The organism is Burkholderia sp. AU31652, from assembly GCF_002223155.1.
Lineage (GTDB): Bacteria > Pseudomonadota > Gammaproteobacteria > Burkholderiales > Burkholderiaceae > Burkholderia.
Map to the genome: position 1 here is coordinate 1,369,804 of NZ_NKFG01000003.1, position 22,079 is coordinate 1,391,882.

At 69.4% G+C, this 22,079-nt stretch carries 17 protein-coding genes, 1 pseudogene and 2 riboswitches; of the genes and pseudogenes, 12 read left to right on the top strand and 6 right to left on the bottom strand.

Going from position 1 to position 22,079, the window contains the following annotated elements; genetic code table 11:
* Positions 1-9 precede the first annotated feature (9 nt).
* The 8 genes from CFB40_RS08940 (at position 10) to CFB40_RS08975 (ending at position 12,583) form a co-directional block, all read left to right on the top strand.
* Entirely contained in the window at positions 10-5,010 is a 5,001-nt protein-coding gene (locus CFB40_RS08940) for a non-ribosomal peptide synthetase (RefSeq protein WP_089431059.1), read from the top strand.
* Positions 5,000-6,034: a GNAT family N-acetyltransferase gene (locus CFB40_RS08945; RefSeq protein WP_089431060.1), complete on the top strand. Its 1,035-nt coding sequence runs from the start codon at positions 5,000-5,002 to the stop codon at positions 6,032-6,034. Before CFB40_RS08940 ends, CFB40_RS08945 begins: the two co-directional genes overlap by 11 nt.
* 32 nt (positions 6,035-6,066) lie before the next feature.
* Positions 6,067-7,443, top strand: coding sequence for a lysine N(6)-hydroxylase/L-ornithine N(5)-oxygenase family protein (locus CFB40_RS08950; protein ID WP_089431061.1), 1,377 nt, complete (start codon positions 6,067-6,069; stop codon positions 7,441-7,443).
* 22 nt (positions 7,444-7,465) lie between these two features.
* Positions 7,466-9,727: a TonB-dependent siderophore receptor gene (locus tag CFB40_RS08955; protein WP_089425389.1), complete on the top strand. Its 2,262-nt coding sequence runs from the start codon at positions 7,466-7,468 to the stop codon at positions 9,725-9,727.
* Between the two features lie 86 nt (positions 9,728-9,813).
* Positions 9,814-10,653 carry a formyltransferase family protein gene (locus tag CFB40_RS08960; protein ID WP_089425922.1) on the top strand — a complete coding sequence of 280 codons (840 nt, stop codon included), beginning with the start codon at positions 9,814-9,816 and terminating at the stop codon, positions 10,651-10,653.
* Positions 10,653-11,669 (top strand): GNAT family N-acetyltransferase, encoded by a 1,017-nt coding sequence (locus CFB40_RS08965; protein WP_089431062.1) that lies wholly within the window; start codon positions 10,653-10,655, stop codon positions 11,667-11,669. The genes CFB40_RS08960 and CFB40_RS08965 overlap by 1 nt, the downstream gene beginning before the upstream one ends.
* A 234-nt stretch (positions 11,670-11,903) precedes the next feature.
* Complete coding sequence (vapB, locus tag CFB40_RS08970; RefSeq protein ID WP_089431421.1) at positions 11,904-12,170, top strand: type II toxin-antitoxin system VapB family antitoxin; 267 nt, start codon at positions 11,904-11,906, stop codon at positions 12,168-12,170.
* Positions 12,167-12,583 (top strand): PIN domain-containing protein, encoded by a 417-nt coding sequence (locus tag CFB40_RS08975; protein ID WP_089431063.1) that lies wholly within the window; start codon positions 12,167-12,169, stop codon positions 12,581-12,583. The genes vapB and CFB40_RS08975 overlap by 4 nt, the downstream gene beginning before the upstream one ends.
* Positions 12,584-12,631: 48 nt before the next feature.
* Here CFB40_RS08975 and CFB40_RS39485 read toward each other — a convergent pair.
* Together CFB40_RS39485 and CFB40_RS08985 are read right to left on the bottom strand one after the other, a co-directional pair.
* A pseudogene (locus CFB40_RS39485) lies at positions 12,632-13,535 on the bottom strand (nucleotidyl transferase AbiEii/AbiGii toxin family protein).
* Entirely contained in the window at positions 13,504-14,574 is a 1,071-nt protein-coding gene (locus CFB40_RS08985) for a type IV toxin-antitoxin system AbiEi family antitoxin (RefSeq protein WP_089431064.1), read from the bottom strand. Before CFB40_RS08985 ends, CFB40_RS39485 begins: the two are co-directional and overlap by 32 nt.
* Before the next feature lie 341 nt (positions 14,575-14,915).
* On the opposite strand from CFB40_RS08985, the gene CFB40_RS08990 reads away from it, so the two are divergent.
* The 3 genes from CFB40_RS08990 to CFB40_RS09000 all read left to right on the top strand — a co-directional run bounded on the left by CFB40_RS08990 (position 14,916) and on the right by CFB40_RS09000 (position 16,730).
* The gene (locus CFB40_RS08990) at positions 14,916-16,079 is read left to right on the top strand and encodes a M20 aminoacylase family protein (protein WP_089425393.1); all 1,164 of its coding nucleotides are present in this window, start codon (positions 14,916-14,918) and stop codon (positions 16,077-16,079) included.
* Positions 16,080-16,195: 116 nt separating this feature from the next.
* Positions 16,196-16,441 carry a type II toxin-antitoxin system ParD family antitoxin gene (locus CFB40_RS08995; RefSeq protein WP_089425394.1) on the top strand — a complete coding sequence of 82 codons (246 nt, stop codon included), beginning with the start codon at positions 16,196-16,198 and terminating at the stop codon, positions 16,439-16,441.
* Entirely contained in the window at positions 16,431-16,730 is a 300-nt protein-coding gene (locus tag CFB40_RS09000) for a type II toxin-antitoxin system RelE/ParE family toxin (protein ID WP_089425395.1), read from the top strand. Before CFB40_RS08995 ends, CFB40_RS09000 begins: the two co-directional genes overlap by 11 nt.
* Positions 16,731-16,800: 70 nt before the next feature.
* On the opposite strand, the gene CFB40_RS09005 is transcribed toward CFB40_RS09000, so the two are convergent.
* The 4 genes from CFB40_RS09005 to cobA are packed head-to-tail and all read right to left on the bottom strand — an operon-like array spanning position 16,801 to position 19,871.
* Complete coding sequence (locus CFB40_RS09005; protein WP_089431065.1) at positions 16,801-18,105, bottom strand: cobyrinate a,c-diamide synthase; 1,305 nt, start codon at positions 18,103-18,105, stop codon at positions 16,801-16,803.
* Between the two features lie 2 nt (positions 18,106-18,107).
* Positions 18,108-18,710: a cob(I)yrinic acid a,c-diamide adenosyltransferase gene (cobO, locus tag CFB40_RS09010; RefSeq protein WP_089425397.1), complete on the bottom strand. Its 603-nt coding sequence runs from the start codon at positions 18,708-18,710 to the stop codon at positions 18,108-18,110.
* 37 nt (positions 18,711-18,747) lie between these two features.
* The gene (locus CFB40_RS09015) at positions 18,748-19,125 is read right to left on the bottom strand and encodes a cobalamin biosynthesis protein (RefSeq protein ID WP_089425398.1); all 378 of its coding nucleotides are present in this window, start codon (positions 19,123-19,125) and stop codon (positions 18,748-18,750) included.
* Positions 19,122-19,871 carry a uroporphyrinogen-III C-methyltransferase gene (gene cobA, locus CFB40_RS09020; RefSeq protein ID WP_089431066.1) on the bottom strand — a complete coding sequence of 250 codons (750 nt, stop codon included), beginning with the start codon at positions 19,869-19,871 and terminating at the stop codon, positions 19,122-19,124. The genes CFB40_RS09015 and cobA overlap by 4 nt, the downstream gene beginning before the upstream one ends.
* Positions 19,872-20,041: 170 nt before the next feature.
* A riboswitch (cobalamin riboswitch) is annotated at positions 20,042-20,278 on the bottom strand.
* Between the two features lie 113 nt (positions 20,279-20,391).
* A riboswitch (cobalamin riboswitch) is annotated at positions 20,392-20,656 on the top strand.
* A 329-nt stretch (positions 20,657-20,985) separates the two neighbouring features.
* On the opposite strand from cobA, the gene cobW reads away from it, so the two are divergent.
* Positions 20,986-22,074 (top strand): cobalamin biosynthesis protein CobW, encoded by a 1,089-nt coding sequence (gene cobW, locus CFB40_RS09025; RefSeq protein ID WP_089431067.1) that lies wholly within the window; start codon positions 20,986-20,988, stop codon positions 22,072-22,074.
* Positions 22,075-22,079: the final 5 nt, after the last annotated feature.

Below are 22,079 nucleotides of genomic sequence, written 5' to 3' on the forward strand. Positions count from 1 at the left end.
GGACGACGGATGACGAAGGTTCAACCCGACTGGCTCGCGCTCGCGACGCGTTTCGCGCAACTGCCGGACGCGCAGCGCGCGGTCTTCATAGACAAGCTCGGCGCGGCCGGCATCGACTTCCGCGTGCTGCCGATCCCGCCGCGCACCCCACGCAGCGACCGCGTGCCGGCGTCGTTCGCGCAGACGCGGCTGTGGCTGCACGCGCGGCTGATCGATGCGCCCGATGCGTATCACATCACCGAGCGCCTGGCGCTGACGGGCCCGCTCGACGCGCATGCGCTGCGTCTTGCGTGCGATGCGCTGATCGCGCGCCACGAGGCGCTGCGCACGACCTTCGACGAAGCGCAGGACGGCGTCGCGCAAACGATCCACGCACCGTTGCGCTGCCCATGGCGTGAAACCGATCTCGAAGCGCTGCCGGATACGCAGCGCATGGCGCGCGCGGAAACCGTCGCGACGGCCGACGAAGCCGAGCCGTTCGATCTCGGCGTGGCGCCGCTCGTCCGCGCGCATCTGGTGCGCTTCGATGCGACGCATCACTGGCTCGCGCTGACCGTGCATCACATCGTGTCGGACGGCTGGTCGTCGGGTGTGATGCTGTTCGAGCTTGCGTCGTTCTACCGCGCCTATGCGTCAGGCGAGCCGGTGCCGCTCGCGCCGCTGCCGATCCAGTACGCCGATTACGCGCTGTGGCAGCGCCGCTGGCTCGACGCCGGCGAACGCGACCGCCAGCTCGCGTTCTGGCGCGAACGGCTCGATCCGCAACGCGGCGTGCTGGCGCTGCCGGGTGCGACGGCACGACCCGCACGCCGCAGTGCGCGCGGCGCACGCCATGTGTTTTCGCTCGACGCGCGCGTCGGTGCGCAACTGCGCGCATTCGCGGCCGCATCGGGCGCCACGCCGTTCGCGGTGCTGCTCGCCGCGCTCGATGCGCTGCTGGCGCGCGCGACCGGCGACGCGCGGATCTGCGTCGGCGTGCCGGCCGCGAATCGCGAACGCGCGGAGGTCGCCGGCCTGATCGGCTTCTTCGTCAACACGCTGGCGATCGACGTCGACGTGCCCGCGCACGGCGATTTCTCGTCGCTGGTCGCGCGCACCCAGCGTGCGCTCGTCGACGCGCAGATGCACCAGGACGTGCCGTTCGAGCAGGTGGTCGATGCGCTCGGCGTGCCGCGCAGCGCGAGCCATCATCCGCTGTTCCAGGTGATGGCCGCGTACGGCGAGCGCCGTGCGCTGCCGGCGCTCGGCGCGGCAGCGGCCGCGTTGCTGCCGTCGGGCACGCCGTCCGCGAAATTCGACCTGACGCTGTCGGTCGAAGCGACGCCGGACGGCACGTTCGACGCCGCCTTCATCTACGCGCTCGACCTGTTCGAGGCGGACGCGATCGCCCGATTGGCCGCGCGCTTCGTCACGCTGCTGACCGATGCGCTCGCACGCCCGGACATGCCGATCGGCGATCTCGACTGGCTGCCCGCCGATGAGCGCGCGCAACTCTTCGCATGGAACGCCCCGGCGGGCGCGACCGAAGCCGAACCGTTCGTGCCCGTGCATGCCCGCATCGCCGCGAATGCTCAGGCACGGCCGGACGCACGCGGCGTGGCCGACATCGATCGCGCGTTGACGCGCGGTGAAGTCGACGCGCGCGCGGCACGCCTGGCGCGCCATCTGGTCGCGGCCGGCGTCCGCCCGGAAATGCGCGTCGGCGTCGCGCTGCAGCGCTCGGTTGACCTGCTCGTCGCGCTGATCGCGGTGCTGAAGTCGGGCGCCGCGTTCGTGCCGCTCGATCCCGCGCATCCGCGCGAACGGCTCGCGCAGATCGTCGGCGACGCGAACATCGCGCACGTGCTGACCGACCGCGCGAGCGCCGCGTCGCTGCCCGAGCTGCCGGATCTGCGCGTGTGGCGCGCGGATGAAGTCGATGCCCTCGACGAAGCCGCGCACGTCGTGCTGCCGGACGTGCTGCCGGGTCACGCGGCCTATGCGATCTACACGTCGGGCTCGACCGGCAAGCCGAAGGGCGTGATCGTCGATCATGCGTCGTTCGCGCTGCATTGCGCGGCGATCGCCGAACGCTACGGCGCCAGCGAGAACGACGTGTTCCTGCTGTTCCAGTCGGTCAACTTCGACGGCGCGCACGAAGGCTGGTTTTCGCAATACATGTCGGGCGCGGCCGTGTCGGTGACGGCCGACGTGCTGTGGCCGCCCGCGCAGACCTGCGCGATGATGGTCCGCGACGGCGTGACGATGACGTACGTGCCGCCCGGCTGCGCCGCGCAACTCGCCGAATGGGCGCTCGCGCATGGCGCACCGCCGACGCTGCGTTCGCTGACGGTCGGCGGCGAGGCGACGTCGCGCGAGGCGTTCGCGATGCTGCGCCGTGCGCTGCCGAACGTGCGCGTGGTCAACGGCTACGGCCCGACCGAGACGGTCATCACGCCGACGCTGTGGATGTTCCGACCCGGCGACGATCTCGCGAAGCTCGGCGACGCCGCATACCTGCCGATCGGCACGCTGGTCGGCGCGCGCACCGCGCACGTGCTCGACGAACGGCTGCATCCGCTGCCGGTCGGCGTGATCGGCGAACTGTACCTGGGCGGCGAGGGGATCGGCGTCGCGCGCGGTTATCTCGACCGCCCGTCGTTGACGGCCGAGCGCTTCGTGCCCGATCCGTACGGCGCGCCGGGCGCGCGCCTGTACCGCACCGGCGACCTCGTGCGGCGTCGCGCGGATGGCGTGTTCGACTTCATCGGCCGCGTCGACCACCAGGTGAAGCTGCGCGGGCTGCGCATCGAACTCGGCGAGATCGAGGCGCAGCTTGCCGCGCACGACGCGGTGCGCGAAGCCTGCGCGGTCGTGCACGGGCAGGGCGCACTGGCGCAGCTCGTTGCGTATGTCGAACTGACCGCCGACGCACAGGCGGCCGCGCGGCCGGTGGAAGCCGCGACGCTCGACGCGCACCTGCGCCGCACGCTGCCCGACTACATGGTGCCCGCGCAGCTGATCGTGCTCGACGCGCTGCCGCGCAACACGAACAGCAAGGTCGATCGCGCACGGCTGCCGGCGCCGGTACGCGTCGAACGCGCGTACGAAGCGCCGCACGACGGCGACGAAGCCGCGCTCGCGGCGATCTGGTGCGACGTGCTGAATCTCGAGCGCGTGGGCCGCGGCGATCACTTCTTCGATCTCGGCGGCCATTCGCTCGCCGCCGTGCGCGTCGCGACACGCGTGGCCGAACGGCTCGGCCGCGACGTGCCGGTGCGCGCGCTGTTCGAAGCGCCGGTGCTCGCGCAGTATGCGTTGCAGGTGGCCGATGCGCCGCGCGCCGCGCATGCCGGTGCGGCAGCGCCGGGCGTGGCCCTCGCCAAACCGGATGCACACGGCGTGTGGCCGCTGTCGCCGGCGCAGCTCGGCCTGTGGTTCCTGTGGCGCGCACAGCCGGACAGCGCCGCGTACAACATTCCGGTCGCGCTGCGGGTGCGTGGCCCGCTCGACGTCGATGCGCTGCGTGCCGCGTTCGCGGATGTCACCGTCGAGCATCCGGCGCTACGCGCGCGGCTCGTGGCACGTGACGGCGCACTGCCGGGCCAGCGGATCGATGCCCATGCTTCTGTCGAACTGCCGGTGATTGACCTGTCGGCGCAAGCCGATGTGCTCGCCCGCGCCGCAGCACTGACCGACGAGGATGCACTCGCACCGTTCGACCTCGCTGCCGATGCGCCGCTGTGGCGTGCGCGCGTGCTGCGTCTGGATGCGGAAGACCACGTGCTGTCGGTGACGATTCATCACATCGTGTCGGATGGCGAATCGATCGAGCTGTGGCTCGATGCGGTTCGTGCGCGCTATGTTGCCCGCGTGCAGGGCGGCGCCGGCGCCGTGCCGGCCGATGAGGTCGTCCAACAGTCCGCCCAGCCGCTCGTGCTGCCCGCACCGTGCCATCCGGCCCGCGTCGCCTACTGGCGTGACGCGCTGGCCGACCTGCCGGCGCGCGTGCTGCCGCAGCGCGCGGACGCGCCGGCCGTGCCGCAATGGCGCGCGGCCCGCTTCGCGTTCGAATTCGACGGCGCGCTGATCCGCGCCGCACGCGACACCGCGTCGGCCGCGCACGCGACGCTGCCGATGCTGCTGCACGCGGCGCTCAACACCGCGCTGTTCCGCGCGACGGGCGCGGCCGACCAGCCGGTCGGCGTGCTCGCGTCGACGCGCGAGCTGACGGGCGATGCGGCCCGCGATGCGCTCGGCCTCTTCATCAACTCGGTCGTCGTGCGCACGCGGCTCGACCCGGCCGCGCGTCGTGCGGACGTGCTCGCACAAGTGCGCGACACGGCGCTCGCAGCCTACGCGCATGCGGACGTGCCGTTCGCGGACGTCGTCGCGGCGCTGCGTGCGCCGCGTGCCGCGCAGGCCAATCCGCTGTTCCAGGTGATGTTCAACTACCTGCGCCCGACCGGTGCCGCGACACGCGACTGGGCCGGCCTGGCGCTGGCCGGATTCGACGATGTGCGCCATCGCGTCGTGTTCGCGCTGGAGCTGGACGTCGTCGAGCATCCGGACGGCCGCGTGAGCGGCGCGTTCTCGTATGCGGACGAACTGCTCGATAGCGGCTTCGTCGATGCGCTCGTCGAGCTCTATCACGACGAAGTCGCGCGCTTCGCCGGCGCGTCGGAGGCGGTGCTCGGTGCGCCCGACAAGCTTGTCGTCGAGCAGGCGTCGCATCGCGCGCGGACCGAAAGCCATGCATGCGCCGCAACGCTTTCACGTGCACCGCATGCGGCGGCCGTGCTCGCGGCGCTGTGGTCCGACACGTTCGCGACGGCCGCGCCCGAACCTGACGCCGACCTGTTCGAAGCCGGCGCGACGTCGTTCGACGTCGTGCGCTTCGTCGACGCGGCCAGCCGCGTCGGTCACGCGTTGACGGTCGCCGACGTGTTCGCGTCGCCGACGCTCGCGGCACTCGGCGCGCGGCTCGATGCGCACACGGAAACGGGACAGGAGGCGCGCCATGCTGGCTGAAGTGCGTCCGGACGGATTCACGATGCTCGATACCTACCGCCTCGCATTCGCGGACGGCCTGTTCGCGGTGCGCGACGGCGCGGAGATCCGCGTCGCGCAGGGCGACGGCATCGGCGCGCAGTTGCTGCGCGCACAACTCGGCGACGACGGCGCGCTGCGCCTCGTCGCGTACAACCATCGCGCGGCAGCGGCCGACCAGCGGCGTGCGCTGCTGGCGGCACTCGCCGCGGCCTTTTCGGACAGCGCGCGCCACGCCGCGATCCGGCTCGACCCGGCCGCGTGGCCGGCGGTCGCGCTCGATGCGTTGCGCGCGAGCGGCGTGCTCGCCGACGGCGGCCGCTGCATGCGTGAAGGCTGGGCGCAGCAGGCCGATCTGTGGCGCGTCGGCGCGCATCTGCCGTGCGCGACGTTGCCGATGTTCACCGACGGCCGCCGTCATCCGCGCCGGCCGCCCGCGCCGCGTGGCGAGGTCTACGCGCGCGACCTGCCGGCGCTCGGCGTGCGCTTCACGCTGCGCGGCTGGCAGCCGGCCGAGGATGCCGAACGCCTCGCGCGCTGGTTCGACGAACCGCGCGTGCGCGACGGCTGGCCGGGCACGCAGCCCGACGCGGACGGCCCGCAAGGCACCGCGCCCGACACCGATCCGCACGTGATTCCGCTGGTCGGCTGCTTCGACGGCGAACCGTTCGCGTATGTCGAGGCGTACTGGCTGAAGGAAGACGCGCTCGCGCCGCACGTCGCGGCGCGCGACTACGACCGCGGGCTGCGGATGCTGGTCGGCGAGTCGCGCTGGCGCGGCCCGCAGTGCGTGGCGGGCTGGCTGCCGTCCGTCGTGCATTACCTGTTTCTCGACGACCCGCGTACCGAAGCGGTCGGCTGTGCCGTTCCGGCCGGCCACGCGCGGGTTGCCGACCATCTCGCGCGGCACGGCTTCGCGCGGCAGCGCCGTCTCGCGCTGGCCGACGCGCAGCCGCTGTGGATGCGCACGCTGCGCGAGACGTTCTTCTCCGGCCGTCACGTCTGACGCGCCGGATTCACCGACAAGGGAGCTGAGACATGCAGAGAGAAACCGTATTCGACCTGATCGGCGTCGGCTTCGGGCCGTCGAATCTGGCGCTGGCCATCCGCCTCGAGGAGCGGCGCGCGGCGCGCCCGCTCGCCCATTGCTTCATCGAGCGCCAACCGGAATTCGGCTGGCATCGCGGCATGCTGCTCGACGACTGCCGGATGCAGATCTCGTTTCTGAAGGATCTCGTCACGATGCGCGATCCGACAAGCCGCTACACGTTCATCAACTATCTGTTCGAACGCGGCCGGCTGAACGAATTCGTCAACCTGAAGAACTTCTATCCGACCCGCGTCGAATTCCACGACTACCTGAGCTGGGTGGCCGACGCGTTCGACGATAGCGTCCACTACAGCGAGACCGTCCTCGCGATCGAACCCGTGCACGGCGACGGCGAGAAGATCGACGCACTGCGCGTGCTGTCGCGCGACGCCGCCGGCCACGAGCGCCAGCGCGTCACGCGTGCGCTGTCGGTCGGCGTCGGCGGCACGCCGGCGATCCCGGACGCGTTCGCCGCGCTCGGCCGCGACCGCGTGATCCACTCGTCGTCGTACCTGACCGACATAGACCGGCTCGTCGCGTCGCCGGACGGCGAGCGCCGCCGCGTCGCGGTGATCGGCGCGGGGCAGAGCGCGGCCGAGGTGTTCATCGATCTCGCGCGCCGCTTCCCGCATGTCGACGCGAGCCTCGTGATGCGCGCAGGCGCCTTGAAGCCGGCGGACGACAGCCCGTTCGTCAACGAGATCTTCAGCCCCGAGTTCACCGATGTCGTTTATGCGCAGCCGCACGACGCGCGCCGCGCGCTGCTCGAGCGCTATCGCGACACGAACTACGCGGTGGTCGACCGGCCGCTGATCGAGCAGATCTACGAAATGCTGTACCTGCAGCGCATCGACGGCACGCCGCGTCATGCGCTGCTCGCGAACAGCGCGATCGAGGCGGCGGTGCGCACCGCCGACGGCCGCATCGAGCTGACGCTGCGCGACCGGATGAGCGGCGACACGCGCGTCGAGCGCTTCGACGCGCTCGTGCTGGCCACCGGCTACCGCCGCGACACGCATTCGGCGCTGCTCGACGGGCTCGCGCCGCACCTGGGCGACGCGCTCGCCCGCGGCGACGTCACGCGCGACTACCTGCTCGCGACGCCCGCGCACTTCGCGCCGCGCATCTACCTGCAAGGCTGCTGCGAAGACAGCCACGGCCTGTCCGACACGCTGCTGTCGGTACTGGCGCGCCGCGCGGACGAAATCTGCGCGTCGCTCGAAGACGGGATCGCACCCGCCCATGAAGAAGGCGCGGCCCGGGCAACACAGGAAAAACGACAGGAAAACGGGGCGAGCGCGAGCCGGATGGCTTTCGCTCTTTGACAAAGGCGCGGTCGGAGACCGCATGAAAAAACTGGAGCAGAGAAAGATGGAGTGGGCAACAGGCACGCGTTTGCGTGCGATCGCAGCCGCGGCGAGCGTGGCGTTCGGGGTGGCGGCAGGGCACGCACAGGCCCAGACGGCGCCGGCCGTGAACGCAGGCGCGGCGGCGTCGGCCAGCAGTGCGCAGAACGGTGCGGCCGCGAGTGCGTCGGCCAGTGCGTCGACCGGCACGCTGCCGACGATCAACGTCAACGCGGCCTCGGAAGGAGATGGCACGGTCGGGCTCGTCGCGAAGCGCAGCCGCACCGGCACGAAGACCAGTACGTCGATCAACGAGATCCCGCAGACGATCAACGTCGTCACCGCGCAACAGATCGAGATGACCGGCGCGACCGACGTGAACGCGGCCCTGCGCTACGTGCCGGGCTTCTCGTCGTACGGCTCGGACAACCGTTCCGACTGGTACGCGGCGCTGCGCGGCTTCACGCCGACCGCGTATGTGAACGGGCTGCAGGTGCCGAACACGATCAACCTCGCGAGCTGGCGCGTCGATCCGTACATGATCGACAGCATCAGCGTGCTGCGCGGGCCGACCTCGGTGCTGTACGGCGCGGGCGACCCCGGCGCGATCGTCGACGTGCAGACCAAGCTCGCCGACGGCGAGCGCGTGCGCGAGGCCGGCGTGCAGATCGGCAACTACGCGCGCAAGCAGTTCATGATCGACGTCGGCGACAAGCTCGACCCGGACGGCAAGTACGCGTACCGCTTCGTCGGCGTCGCACGCGACGGCAACGCGCTGACCGGCCCGAACAACGACCAGCGCGTTGCGCTCGCGCCGTCGTTCCGCTGGCGTCCGAACGCGGATACGTCGCTGACGCTGTCGGCCACCTATCTGCAGGACTGGGGCGACATCTCGTCGAACTTCCTGCCCGCGGCGGGCACGGTGCTGCCGAATCCGAACGGTCAGATCAACAAGGACGTGTACGAAGGCGATCCGAACTTCAACTACTACCGCAAGAAGCAGTGGTCGGTCGGCTATCAGTTCGAGCGGAACCTGACGCCGGCGTGGACGTTCCGCCAGAACACGCGCCTGATGCACCTGTCGCTCGACAACGGCTCGGTATTCGGCAACGGCTTCGTCGACGGCAGCACGACCGACGTGTCGCGCTGGGCCGGTGTGTTCCAGATGAACTACAGCCGCTTCGACATCGACAACAACCTCGAAGGCCGCTTCGCGACGGGCCCGCTCCAGCACACGCTGCTGCTCGGCTTCCAGTACAACCGCCAGACCGCGACCGACAGCGAGTGGCTCGCTGCCGCGCCGCCGCTGAACATCTACAACCCGGTCTACCTGCCTGTCACGAAGGCGGTGTTCACGCCGGACTCGACGTTCCGCACCAACACGTACACGACGATGAACACGTTCGGCCTGTACGCGCAGGACCAGATCAAGTGGAACCGCTGGACGCTGACGCTCGGCGGCCGCGAGGACTGGGTCAACATGCGGATGGACGACCGTGCGGCCGGCACGTCGACGAAGGCGGACGTCACGGCGTTCACCGGCCGTGTCGGCCTCACGTACCAGGGCGATTACGGGCTGTCGCCGTACGTCAGCTACGCGACGTCGTTCAATCCGCTGATCGGCGTGAACCTGGTCGGCGGCGGGTTGCCGCAGCCGACCCGCGGCAAGCAGATCGAAGCCGGCCTGCGCTGGCAGCCGCCCGGCAAGAACCTGATGCTGAACGCGGCGATCTACCAGATCAACCAGACCAACGTGCTCACGCCGGCGCTGCCGAGCCAGGACAATACCGGCACGAAGTCGGTGCAGACGGGCGAGGTGCGTTCGCGCGGGATCGAGCTGAGCGCGACCGGCAAGGTCACGCGCAACCTGTCGGTGATTGCCTCGTACGTGTATCAGGACGTGAAGAACGTGAAGGCCAACGACGTGTCGCTGAACAACTGGCCGGTCGACATTCCGCGTCCGCGCCAGATGGCGTCGCTGTGGACCGACTGGACGTGGCACACGGGGCCGCTCGCGGGCTTCGGCCTGGGCGGCGGCGTGCGCTACCAGAGCGCGTCGGCCGGTGGGGCCGACAACTCGCTGACGGTATCGAGCGTCACGCTGTTCGACGCGGGCGTGCACTACGACACGCGTAACTGGCGCTTCGCCGTGAACGGAACGAACCTGGCCAACCGTCACTACATCAGCGGTTGCCAGTCGGCGAACGTCTGTGTGTTCGGCACCGACCGTACCGTGATCGCGACCGCGAAATACAACTGGTGATGATGCGCGCCGCGGCCCGCCGGCCGGTCCTCGCGGCCGGCGCGGGCGGGCCGCGGCGCCTTCGTCCGCTTTTCCACGACGCATCCATGCCGAAGAAAAATCTCGTCTACATCCAGTCGCTGCGCAACGGCGCGGCCGATCGTGCCGGCCAGCCGGTCGCTTATCGGGGCGGCACGCGCTACATGAAGGCGCCGCTCGAATATCTCGTCGAACGCCTGAACGACTCGCCGCTCGGCGAGCGTTACACGCTCAAGGGCGTGATCGTCGACGACGACGACGGTTCGCCGGCCGACCGCGCGAAAGTCGCCGACTACGGTTTCGCCCGCACGCCGGGCCGCCCGTGGATCCTGCCGGAAGGGTTGACGGTGCAGGGCCGTCCGGTCGACGAACTGTTCTGCACGATTGCGTCGACGTACCGGCGGCTGCCGCGCGACGCGCGCGAGCGCGTGGCTGGCAAACAGGCGTTCGAGCGCCGCCTGCTCGAGCGCCTGCTCGAACTCGACGCCGACGTCGTCGTGCTCGACGGGCTGCTCGTGATCCTCGACGAACTCGTGCGGCCCGGCGCGCGCTTTCACCGGCGCATCGCCAACATCCACCCGGGCATCACGGCCGACGGCTCGCCGTACCAGCGGCGCGGCGCATGGGCGACGCTCGACGCGCTGCACGGCGCGCGCGGCGAACGGGTCGACTGGTCGAACGGCACGACGTCGTCCGTCGAGCCCGTGATGATGACGGGCGCGTCGTTTCACTACGTCGACAACGGCATCGATTCCGGCGAGGTGATCTGCGACGTGCTCGACACGCCGATCGCGCCGGACGACACGATTCTCGAACTGCGCTGGAACAACTTCCAGCGCAGCCTGTTTCCGGCACTCGAGCGGGGGCTGCACGTCCTCGCCGACCGCCACGACGCGGGAGCACTGTGATGGAAGACACGTTGACGAAACCGGCCGGCGCCGCGGACGCCGTCGAAGGTGAAGTGGCCGCCGCGCTCGACGGCGCCGCACACGGGCAGGCGATGGCCGTCGCCGAGCATACGCTCGACGCGTGGCGGCCCGACGACTCGCCGGACGAACTGCTCGCGGCGTTCGTCGCGCTGTTCAACACCGACACGCGCTACGACGCGGCGACGATCACGGTGCCGCTCGGCGACGCCGACGCGGCCGCCGTGGCGGCGTACGTCGCGCGCGCGGTGCGCGAGGGCGTGATCGACGGCGCGCAGGTTGCCGGCGACGCGCTGCGCTTCACCGTATCGCGTGCGACGTTCTGGCAGAACCCGCGGCCGTGGCTGAAGGCGCCCGCGTCGGGTGGCATGCCGCTGCGCCATGTGATCACGAACGGCCACCGCCACCCGGTGCGGCCGCCGTCGCCGGCCGGCGAGATCTACGCACGCACCATGCCGCAGGTCGGGATGACGTTCAGCCTGCGCACCGTCGATGTCGACGCGCACGCGGACCTGTTCAGCGGCTGGATGAACCTCGATCGCGTCGCGCACTTCTGGGACCAGCGCGGCACGCGCGACGAGCACGCGGCGTATCTCGCCGAGCGGCTCGCCGATCCGCACATGCACCCGATGATCGGCTATTTCGACGACACGCCGTTCGGCTATTTCGAGTTCTACTGGGCGAAGGAGGACCGTCTCGCGCCGTTCTACGACGCGCACGACTACGACCGCGGGCTGCATCTGCTGATCGGCGATTCGCGCTTCCAGAGCGCCGGCAAGCTGCATGCGTGGTGGAGCGGGGTGCTGCACTACATGTTCGTCGACGAACCGCGCACGCAGCGGCTCGTGGGCGAGCCGCGCGTCGATCACGTGCGGCACATCGCGTACATGCACCGGCTCGGGTTCTACACGCTGAAGGAGTTCGACTTCCCGCACAAGCGCGCGGCGCTCACCGTGATCGAGCGCGATACATTCTTCGACACTTTCAAATTGCCGTGACGGCGCGGGGGCGCGGTGCGGCGCGAGGTGGCGCGCCGGCATCGGCCATCCGGGATATGGACCGCGCGGCCTGCGTCGTGAAGAATGGATCGCTCTCCTCATCGACGACAGGCCCGCGACATGGCAAAAATATCCGCGACAGCATGGGGCGCGACATTCGGTTTGCGCGCGCCCGCATTGACATATGCCGGCATATGCCCAGAATGGACGCATCGTACTCCCATGGAGTGGCTCATGCGCACCGTTTCCATTTTCAAGAACGCCCGTAACCAGGCCATCCGCATCCCGAAGGACATGGAGTTCGGGGGGGTGACGGAACTCGAGATCCGCCGCGAAGGCGACACGCTGCTGCTGCGGCCGGTGCGGCCCACGTGGCTCTCGTTCGCGAGCGAACCGCCGGCCGACGCCGACTTCCTCGCCGAACGCCCGGCCGTCATCGAGTCCGGCCGCTTCGACCTGTCCGATGGCGGTGGCGCCGCACCGACGGAGTCCGGCCAGTGACCACGCTCTACATGCTCGATACGAACATCTGTTCGTTCATCATGCGCGAGCGGCCGCCCGTGGTGCTGTCGCGGCTGCAATCGTGCGTCAATGCGCAGCACCGGATCGTCGTCTCGGCAATCACCTATGCCGAAACGCGGTTCGGCGCGGTCGGCAGGAAGGCATCGCCGAAGCATGCGGAACTCGTGACGGCCTTTGTTTCGCGGCTGGACGGCGTGCTGTCGTGGGACACGGCGGCCGTCGATGCAACGGCCGCGATTCGTGCCGATCTCGCCGCGCGCGGCACGCCGATCGGCGCGAACGACGCGTCGATCGCCGGCCATGCGATCGCGGCCGGTGCGGTGCTCGTCACGCACAACAGCCGCGAGTTCGGTCGTGTCGCCGGGTTGTCGCTCGAAGACTGGGCGGCGTGAGCGCCGTTCGGGATCTGTTCGATCGCTCGGCTGTTGCGCATCGGCGCGTCAAGCGCGCGACGCGGGTTCATCTGCGAGAAAGGCGTTGCGGAATGCGTCGAGATAGCGGTCGGCGTCATCGCTGAATTCACCGGGTAACAGCGCAAAGGCACGTGCCAGCAGATCCTGGCCGAGCACGGCATAAGTTGCTTCGTCCGACAACAGCGCACGGATCGCGTCACGCGTTTGCGGCGAAGCGATGCGTTTCGCCTCTCGCGCGAGCAGCGCGGCAGCGGCGAGTCCCGGCTGGAACGCGTGGATCTCGAGCAGGTCCGGCGCGGCATCCCAGATACGTTCGCGATTGCCCGCGTCGTGAAAATTCCGCAGCAGGAACAGCAGGTCGTACGCATCGCTGTTCTGGCGCGCACGCAGGTCCTTCCAGGCGAGCAGCTTCAGCAGCGCCAGTGCCGGCAGGCTGGCCACCGGTACCACGGTGCGCGCATCGATCGACACAGGCTGTGCGGTGTCCACGGCTTCCTGAAACCCGAGCACGTTCAGCACGAATTCACCGTCGGGCGGCCATGCGATTTCGCCCGGAGGCGTTTCGAGCGGCCCGAACGGCACGAGATCCAGCTCCGTACGAAAACCGTGCGCGCCGCTGTCGAACAGCAGTTTCTGCTGCTGTTTCGGTGCGCGCGTGCTGCCCGGTCGCGACAAGTGCCTCGACGAGTTGCGCGTGAAACGGCCAGCTCACCGCGCACACTGCGACGTCGACATCTCGCGTCGCGCGCACCGGCCGGATGCCGTGCACGTGCCACATCAGGATGTCGCGCGCGGTGGCGCCGGCGACCACGAACGCCGTGTCGAGGCGCGCGCAGGCCGAGCCGACGGCCTGCAGCAACGCGACCGCCGCGGGCTCCAGCGGCCGGCGTGCGTCGACCTCAAGCGGGCGGTTGGGCGAGGTATCGGTCATGGATGCGATCGGCGATGGAAAGATTGCGGCTGTCGCCGGACGCGACGAGATCCGCGTAGATCAGCAGCGGCGGTACGACCGGTACTTCCTGCTCGCGCCAGGCAAGCTCCGCGGACCGCGGCCAGAACGCTTCGACGATCTCGACATCGCCGCGCTCGTCCGGACGCAGGCGGCCCTGAAGCAGCAGCCGGTTCGACGCGGTGCCGTGCGTATAGACGGTGATCGAGGCGGGTTTCAGGCCGTGCGTCAGCAGGTCGGCTGCCGGCTCGCCGCCGAATCGCGCATCGAATGCCGCGAAATCTACGCCGCGCCACCAGTCGGGCGCGAGGCTGGCAAACCGGCGGCTCGGCAGTTTCGCGCGCAAGCGGCTCGGATAGAGCGCGACCCATTCGTGCACGAAGCGCGGCCAGTCGGGCATCAGGCGCTCGCCGTTGCGGCGTTGCCCGACGAGGCCACGCGCGATCAGGTCGTCCATCGCGAGATTGACCGTACCGAGTGCGACGTCCGATGCAGCGGCGATCGCCCGATACGGTTGCGCGACCAGGCCCGGCTGTGTCGCGAGTGCGAACATCACGGCCAGCCCCTTCGGCGTCGTCGCGCGCGACGCCTGTCGGCGCGGTGTGCGTGCGGGCTTCGGCCGGCCCGCGATCATCACGGTCGCCCCCGGTTCGATCAGGCATGCGTTGCCGGCGGTATCGAGAAACGGGATGCCCTGGTCGGTCAGGCCGGCGGCCAGTTCCGCCGAAAGATACGGTGCGACCAGCATCAGCGGCCGTTCGCCGGGCGCTGCGGTGTCGCCGCGGCGGCGCAATTCCGCGAGTGCGCCCGCCAGCGATTCGACGCGCAGGCTGATGACGACCGGCATCTCGAATGCCTGCTCGGCAACGTCGAAGCGGATCATGGCGTCGGCGCGCGCCTCGCAGGCGGCCGGCACACGCACGGGCCGGGCACGAAAGCGCCGGGTCGCGCTTTCGAACGCGGCGCAGGCTTCGTCGAGCACGTGCTGTTCCGACACGGGGAGGGAAGTGTTCACGGGCATCAAAGGGAATCGCTTGTTCACCTTTTTATCAGCGTACACAAAAAATGTACAAGCGTCAAAAAGTGAACAAGAATTCCCAAGATATTGATGTATCGGAACTATTTTTTGATTCTGAACGATAGTCACCGGGGCCCTCATGCGCAAGAAATCGATGGGTGGCACACAGTTTTGCGCGTTCGGCTTCCGCGCGGCAGTCGTCCGGACGGCCGGCTTGCGCGTGCCGCGCATCATGCCGAATATGGCAACTGCCGGTTGCTACCGCGACGACTTTCCATCTGCCCGGTTGCCGTCGAACCCACTATCCTTGCCTGCATATTCCCCACAGGACAGGAGACGACACCGTGACGCACAGCGTGATTCCCGCAAGCCTCGCCGACGAAATGATCGAGATCCGGCACCGCATCCACGCCCACCCCGAGCTCGGTTTCGAGGAATTCGCGACGAGCGACCTCGTCGCGGAGCAACTGCAGTCGTGGGGCTACACGGTGCATCGCGGGCTGGGCGGCACGGGCGTCGTCGCGCAGTTGAAGGTCGGCAGCGGCGCCCAGCGTCTCGGCCTGCGCGCCGACATGGACGCACTGCCGATCCACGAGGCCACGGGCCTGCCGTACGAGAGCAGGATCGCCGGCAAGATGCACGCATGCGGCCACGACGGCCACACGGCGATGCTGCTCGCGGCCGCGAAGCATCTGGCGCGCGAGCGCCGTTTCTCCGGCACGCTGAACCTGATTTTCCAGCCGGCCGAGGAAGGGCTCGGCGGCGCGAAGAAGATGCTCGACGAAGGGCTGTTCGAGCTATTCCCGTGCGACGCGATCTTCGCGATGCACAACATGCCCGGTTTCCCGACGGGCAAGTTCGGCTTCCTGCCGGGGTCGTTCATGGCGTCGTCGGATACGGTGATCGTCGACGTGCAGGGCCGGGGCGGCCACGGCGCGGTGCCGCACAAGGCGGTCGATTCGGTGGTCGTCTGCGCGCAGATCGTCATTGCGCTGCAGACGATCGTGTCGCGCAACGTGTCGCCGCTCGACATGGCGATCGTCACGGTCGGCGCGATCCACGCGGGCGAAGCGCCGAACGTGATTCCCGATCGCGCGCAGATGCGCCTGTCGGTGCGCGCGCTGAAGCCGGAGGTGCGCGACCTGCTCGAGACGCGCATCAAGGAAGTCGTGCATGCGCAGGCGGCCGTGTTCGGCGCGACCGCGACGATCGACTACCAGCGCCGCTACCCGGTGCTCGTCAACGATGCGGAAATGACCGCGTTCGCGCGCAACGTCGCCCGCGAGTGGGTGGGCGATGCGAACCTGATCGACGGGATGGTGCCGCTCACCGGCAGCGAGGATTTCGCGTTCCTGCTCGAGAAGCGGCCGGGCTGCTACCTGATCATCGGTAACGGCGACGGGGAGGGCGGCTGCATGGTGCACAACCCCGGCTACGACTTCAACGACGCGGCGCTACCGACTGGCGCGTCGTACTGGGTGAAGCTGGCGGAGACGTTCCTGGTGTGATCAGGGAACGGCACAGGCGGCGCGAGGCTGGACTTCGGCAACGTTGCCGCAGCGGCCGAGCGCCTGAAGTACCAAACTTTGGTATATGATGGTCGCATTGAAACAGGAGGTGACTCATGTCGCGAAACACATCCGTTTCCCTGGGCGACCACTTTGCCGAATTCGTCGACGCTCAAGTCCAGTCGGGACGATACAGTTCCGCGAGCGATGTCGTACGAGCTGGCTTGCGACTTCTCGAATCACATGAAACGCAGGTGCGCGCATTGCAGGAAGCGTTGAAGGCTGGTGAGGCATCGGGAACACCCCAACCATTCGACAACGAGGCCTTCCTGGCCCGGATGCGGGCGACGCATGGCGGTTAAAGGCAGACAGCTTCAGCTCACACCGCTGGCCGAACTCGATCTCGAAGACATTTGGCGCTATACCGTCGGGCGTTGGTCACTCAAGCAAGCCGACCTTTACCATCGCGATCTGATCGGAACCATGGAAGCGCTGGCGCGCGGTGAAAAGGTCGGCCGGACTTGCATTGTTCGCGATGGATATTTCCGGTACGCCGTGGGCTCCCACGTCGTGTTCTATCGTGAAACGGAATACACGATCGATGTGATTCGGGTCCTGCATCAACGCATGGACATCGAACAACATTTGTAATCGCACAAGGCAGGCGTGTGATCGTTGCGACGGGGCATGCAATCCCGGTATGACTCGTGCGATCCCGAATCTAGAACGCTTCCCCGCTGAACAACGCCACGACCGCATCCGGATTCGACGGCCAGTACATGTGCATGTACGTCGCGACGATCGCATCGCGACAATAGACGGCTTCGCCGTAGCCCGGCGCGCCATCGGGACGCGCGGCATGCGCGACCGGTTCCAGCGGCGTCGCGAGCCGCGAATAATGGAACGTATGCCCCCGCATCGTCCCGCTGCGCGTGTCGAGCTGCTGCATGCCGAGCGCCGCGAACCGGCGCTGCATCGTCGCGTGCCCCGGCAACAGCCCAAGCATCGGCGTCGTCACGCCGTCCACATCGGTCAGCGATTCACACAGATACACCATCCCCCCGCATTCCGCGACGATCGGCCGGCCGGCCGCTGCGTGCGCACGAATCGACCGCGCGGTCGCGGCATTCGCCGCGAGTGCCGCCGCATGCAATTCCGGATAGCCGCCCGGCAGGAACAGTGCGTCGCAGTCGTCCGGCACGGGTTCGTCGGCGAGCGGCGAAAAGAATCGCACCTGCGCACCGAGCGTGTCGAGCAACGCGAGATTCGCCGGATAAGTGAACGAAAAAGCCGCATCGCGCGCCACCGCGATCCGCTTGCCGGCGAGCGCACGTGGCAGCGGCGCCGTGGCGTCCGGTTCCGCGAACGCCACAGCCGGCGGCAACTCGGCAAGCGCCGTTTGCGCGAGCACGTCGGCCGCGCGATCGAGCCGCGCGTCGAGATCGTCGATGTCGCCCGGCTGATGCAGGCCGAGATGCCGCTCCGGCAGCGCGATGCCCGCATCGGCCGGCACGTGCCCGAGCCAGCGCAGGTCGCCGGGCAACGCCTGTTGCAGCAGTTCCGCATGCCGGGCCGACCCGACGCGGTTGGCCAGCACGCCGTGAAACGGCAGCCCCGGCCGGAACCGCGCGAGCCCGAACGCGATCGCCGCGAAGGTCTGCGCCATCGACTTCGCCGAAATCACCGCGACGACCGGCACGCCGAACGCGGCCGCGAGGTCGGCGCTGCTCGGCGTGCCGTCGAACAGCCCCATCACGCCTTCGATCAGGATCAGGTCCGCGTCGCGCGCGGCGTCGGCCAACAACGCGCGGCAGCCGGCCTCGCCGACCATCCCGAGGTCGAGCGCATGCACGGGCGCGCCGCTCGCGCGCGCCAGCAGCATCGGATCGAGAAAATCGGGCCCGGTCTTGAACACGCGCACGCGCCGGCCGAGCCGGCGGTGCAGCCGCGCGAGGCCGGCCGTCACCGACGTCTTGCCCTGGCCCGACGCGGGCGCACTGACGAACAACGCGGGGCAGGCAGGCATGCTCAGAACTCCACGCCGCGCTGCGCCTTCACGCCTTGCTCCTTGTACGGATGCTTGACGAGCCGCATTTCGGTGACGAGGTCGGCCGCGTCGATCAGCGCATCGGGCGCATGCCGCCCGGTCACGACGACGTGCACCGACTCGGGCCGCGCAGTCAGCGTCGCGAGCACTTCGTCGAGCGGCAGGTATTCGTACTTCAGCACCGTGTTCAGCTCGTCGAGGATCACCATCCGGTAATCGCCGCTCTCGATCATCCGGCGCGCCTCGTCCCAGCCCTTGCGCGCGGTCGCGATGTCGGCGTCGCGGTTCTGCGTGTTCCACGTATAGCCGTCGCCCATCGTCACGAAGTCGCATTCGGCCACCGCGCCGAGGAAGTCGCGCTCGGACGTGTGCAGCGCGCCCTTGATGAACTGCACGACACCGAGCCGCATGCCGTGGCCGAGCACGCGCACGGCCATGCCGAACGCGGCCGTGCTCTTGCCTTTGCCGTTGCCGGTGTTGACGATCAGCAGGCCCTTTTCGTTGACGGCGGCGGCCTGCTTCTTCTCGTGGCCGGCACGGCGGCGTTCGGTCATCCGTTGATGGGATTCAGCGTCGGTTTTCATCGGATTCGTCCTGTCGAAAGAAAGCGAAACAAAAGGTTCAGAGCGGGCCGGCGAGTGCGACCGTCACGCCGTCCCGGATGGATTTGGGGCCCAGCAGCCGGCCGCGCGGCGCCGCGAGCTGCGCGCACGGCTCGGCCACGCCCGCGACGCCGAAGCGGGCGAGCGCGGCAGCCGACGGGCCGCTCGCGGCCAGTTCCGGGCGGCTCGCGAGTTGCGCCACGTCAAACGCGACGAGCGGCCAGCCGCGTCGCGCGCAGAGCGTGCGCAGCGCGCGGGCACACGCCTTGTCGGCGAGCGTGGCCACGAGCGCGGGTTCGGCGGCCGGGTACGGCATCAGCGCCGCGCGGATCGCGGCATCGAGTTGCGCGGCCGTCACGCCCGCACGAAAACCGATGCCGAGTGCGACACGCATCATGCGCCGCCGCCGAGCGCGGCCCGTACCGCGGGATCGTCGGCGAACGCCGCGACGCGGCCGATCACGATGATCGCCGGCGAACCGATGCCGGTCGTGCCGATGCGTTCGACGAGCGTGTCGAGCGTCGCGAGCACGTGCCGCTGTTCGGCGCGCGTCGCATGCTCGATCGCCGCGCACGGCGTCGCGCCGGGCAGGCCGCCATCGCGCAGCGCGGTGGCAATCGCGTCGAGCCGGCGGATGCCCATGTAGATGACGATCGTCATGCGCGTGGCCGCGAGCGCGCGCCAGTCGGGTTCGTCGGCACCCGCGCCGTGGCCCGTGACGAAGATCACGCCCTGCGCGTCGCCGCGCTGCGTGACCGGGATGCCGATTGCGGCCGGCGCGGCGATGCCCGCGGTGACGCCGTTCACGACCTCGACCGGGAATCCCGCCGCGCCGAGCGCGGCCAGCTCCTCGCCGCCGCGGCCGAACACGAACGGATCGCCGCCCTTGAGCCGCGCGACGCTGCGGCCCGCGCGCAGATGCGCGAGCATCGCGGCGACGATCGTCTCCTGCGGCGTCGACGCATGACCGCCGCGCTTGCCGACGTGCTCGATGTGCGCATCGGCGCGCGCATGGCGCAGCACGTCGGGATTCACGAGATCGTCGACGAGCAGCACGTCCGCCGCGCCGATCGCGTGGACGGCCTTGAGCGTCAGCAGGTCGGCGTCGCCGGGGCCGGCGCCGACGAGCCAGGCGCGGCTCATCGGGCGCGGCACGGCGCGCGCCGTGTCGTCACAGTGGAAAAGGGCAGGCGGCCGGCACGGCGGCGGCCAGCGGACAGGTAAGCCATGACGGATCGAACGAAGCCCGCGCGGACGCGGGCGGAATGCGCACCTCATCCGTCCCCCGCGGATCGGGCGTTCGGCAAGCGTCGGGCTCGCCCCTTGCGTCGGCCGGTATCCGGGCTGGCCGCTTGCCAGGCCGCAGCCTTCCCGCCCGGCTGACGGGCAGTGGCATCGTGGGCGGCCTGGGCGCGTGCGCGGGGAAGCGCGTCGCGCGGGCGGCGTACCGTTGCGGGGACAGCACAGGCCGGGCGGGGGTCCGCCTCCTGTTTCCCGTTTAACTGCACGCGCGGAATGCGCATGCGGGCACCGAACGCGGCGCTACGATAGCACAGCGACTCCCCCGCGCGAACCGCCGCGCACGGCTTCCGGCCACACGCGGCGGCCATCCGGAACCGGGCCCGGCGGCCCGCTCCGCCTTGACGCTCCCCGCACCGCCGCCTACACTCGCACGCGTTTTGGTGCTCGCGCGCGCCGCTCCGGTGCGCGCAGTTAAACGGGAAACAGGGAGCCTGCCTGCGCCGCAGTCGAGCCAACCTGTGCTGCCCCCGCAACGGTAAGCGAACGCGTCGCGCGAGAAGCGCCACGCAACGCCGCTTCGCCGCATGCCGCGCGCATGCGGACGACCGCCACTGGATGCCGCGCATCCGGGAAGGCGAAGCGGCGTGTTCGTCAGCCCGGATACCGGCCGAAACGTTGGGGTTCAGCGCCGCGGGGAGGCGGCGCATCGTCCACGGCCGCAGCCGGCCCGACGCCCGCGTATTGCCCGCTTCCTCCACCGATCCGTCCCCGCGCGAACCCGCACCGGCCGGCGTGGCGAATGGCAGGCAGCGCGAGCGGGCCGGCGGCAGCCGTGTTGGCATTCACGATGTCGACCGTTCGCAAGGAAGCACCATGTCCGATTCGTCGTCCCGCCCGTCCCGCGACTGTCCGTGCGGATCGCGCGGCGGCATGCCCGCGATCCACCCGATGAACTGCCACGCCGCCCTCGACGCGACGATCCCGGGCTGATTCCATTTTCGACACAGGACCTACCATGACCCTACGCAAGCTTCCCGTCACGATCGTCACGGGCTTTCTCGGCAGCGGCAAGACGACGCTGATGCGCCACATCCTGCAGCACGCCGAAGGCCGCCGCATCGCGGTGATCGTCAACGAATTCGGCGAGCTCGGCATCGACGGCGAAATCCTCAAGGGCTGCGGCATCGGCTGCGAGGATGCCGACGGCGCGCAGGGCGAAGCGGCGGGCCAGCTGTACGAACTCGCGAACGGCTGCCTGTGCTGCACCGTGCAGGAAGAGTTCTATCCGGTGATGGAAGCGCTCGTCGAGCGCCGTGCGGACATCGACCACGTGCTGATCGAGACGTCGGGCCTCGCGCTGCCGAAGCCGCTCGTGCAGGCGTTCAACTGGCCGACGATCCGCAACAGCTTCACGGTCGATGCGGTCGTGACCGTGGTCGACGGGCCGGCGGCCGCCAGCGGCCAGTTCGCGGAAAACCCGCAGGCCGTCGACGCGCAGCGCCGCGCCGATCCGAACCTCGACCACGAATCGCCGCTGCACGAGCTGTTCGCCGATCAGCTGTCGTCCGCCGACCTCGTGATCGTGAACAAGGCCGATCTCGTCGGCGACGCCGAGTTCGCGCAGATCGAAACCGCGATCCGCGAAGAAATCCCGTCGCAGGTGAAGATCGTGCGCGCGACGCGCGGCGAGCTCGATCTCGCGATGCTGCTCGGCCTCGAATCGGCATCCGAAGAAACGATCCACCTGCGTCACGACCATCACGGCTCGGCCGACGACGGCGATCACGATCACCATCACGACGATTTCGACTCGGTGGTCGTGTCGGGCGACGCCGGCACGCGCGAAGCGACGATCGCCGCGCTGCAGCGCGTCGTCGAAGCGCACACGATCTACCGCGCAAAAGGCTTCGCCGCGCTGCCCGGCGCGCCGATGCGGCTCGTGATCCAGGGCGTCGGCCGCCGCTTCGACAGCTATTTCGACCGTCGCTGGCAGGACGGCGAAACGCGCGCGAGCCGCTTCGTGCTGATCGGCGAGGATCTCGACGCGGCCGCGCTGCAACGCGCGTTCGATGCCGCGTGCGCGGCCGAGCCGCAACAGGCGTAACGCAC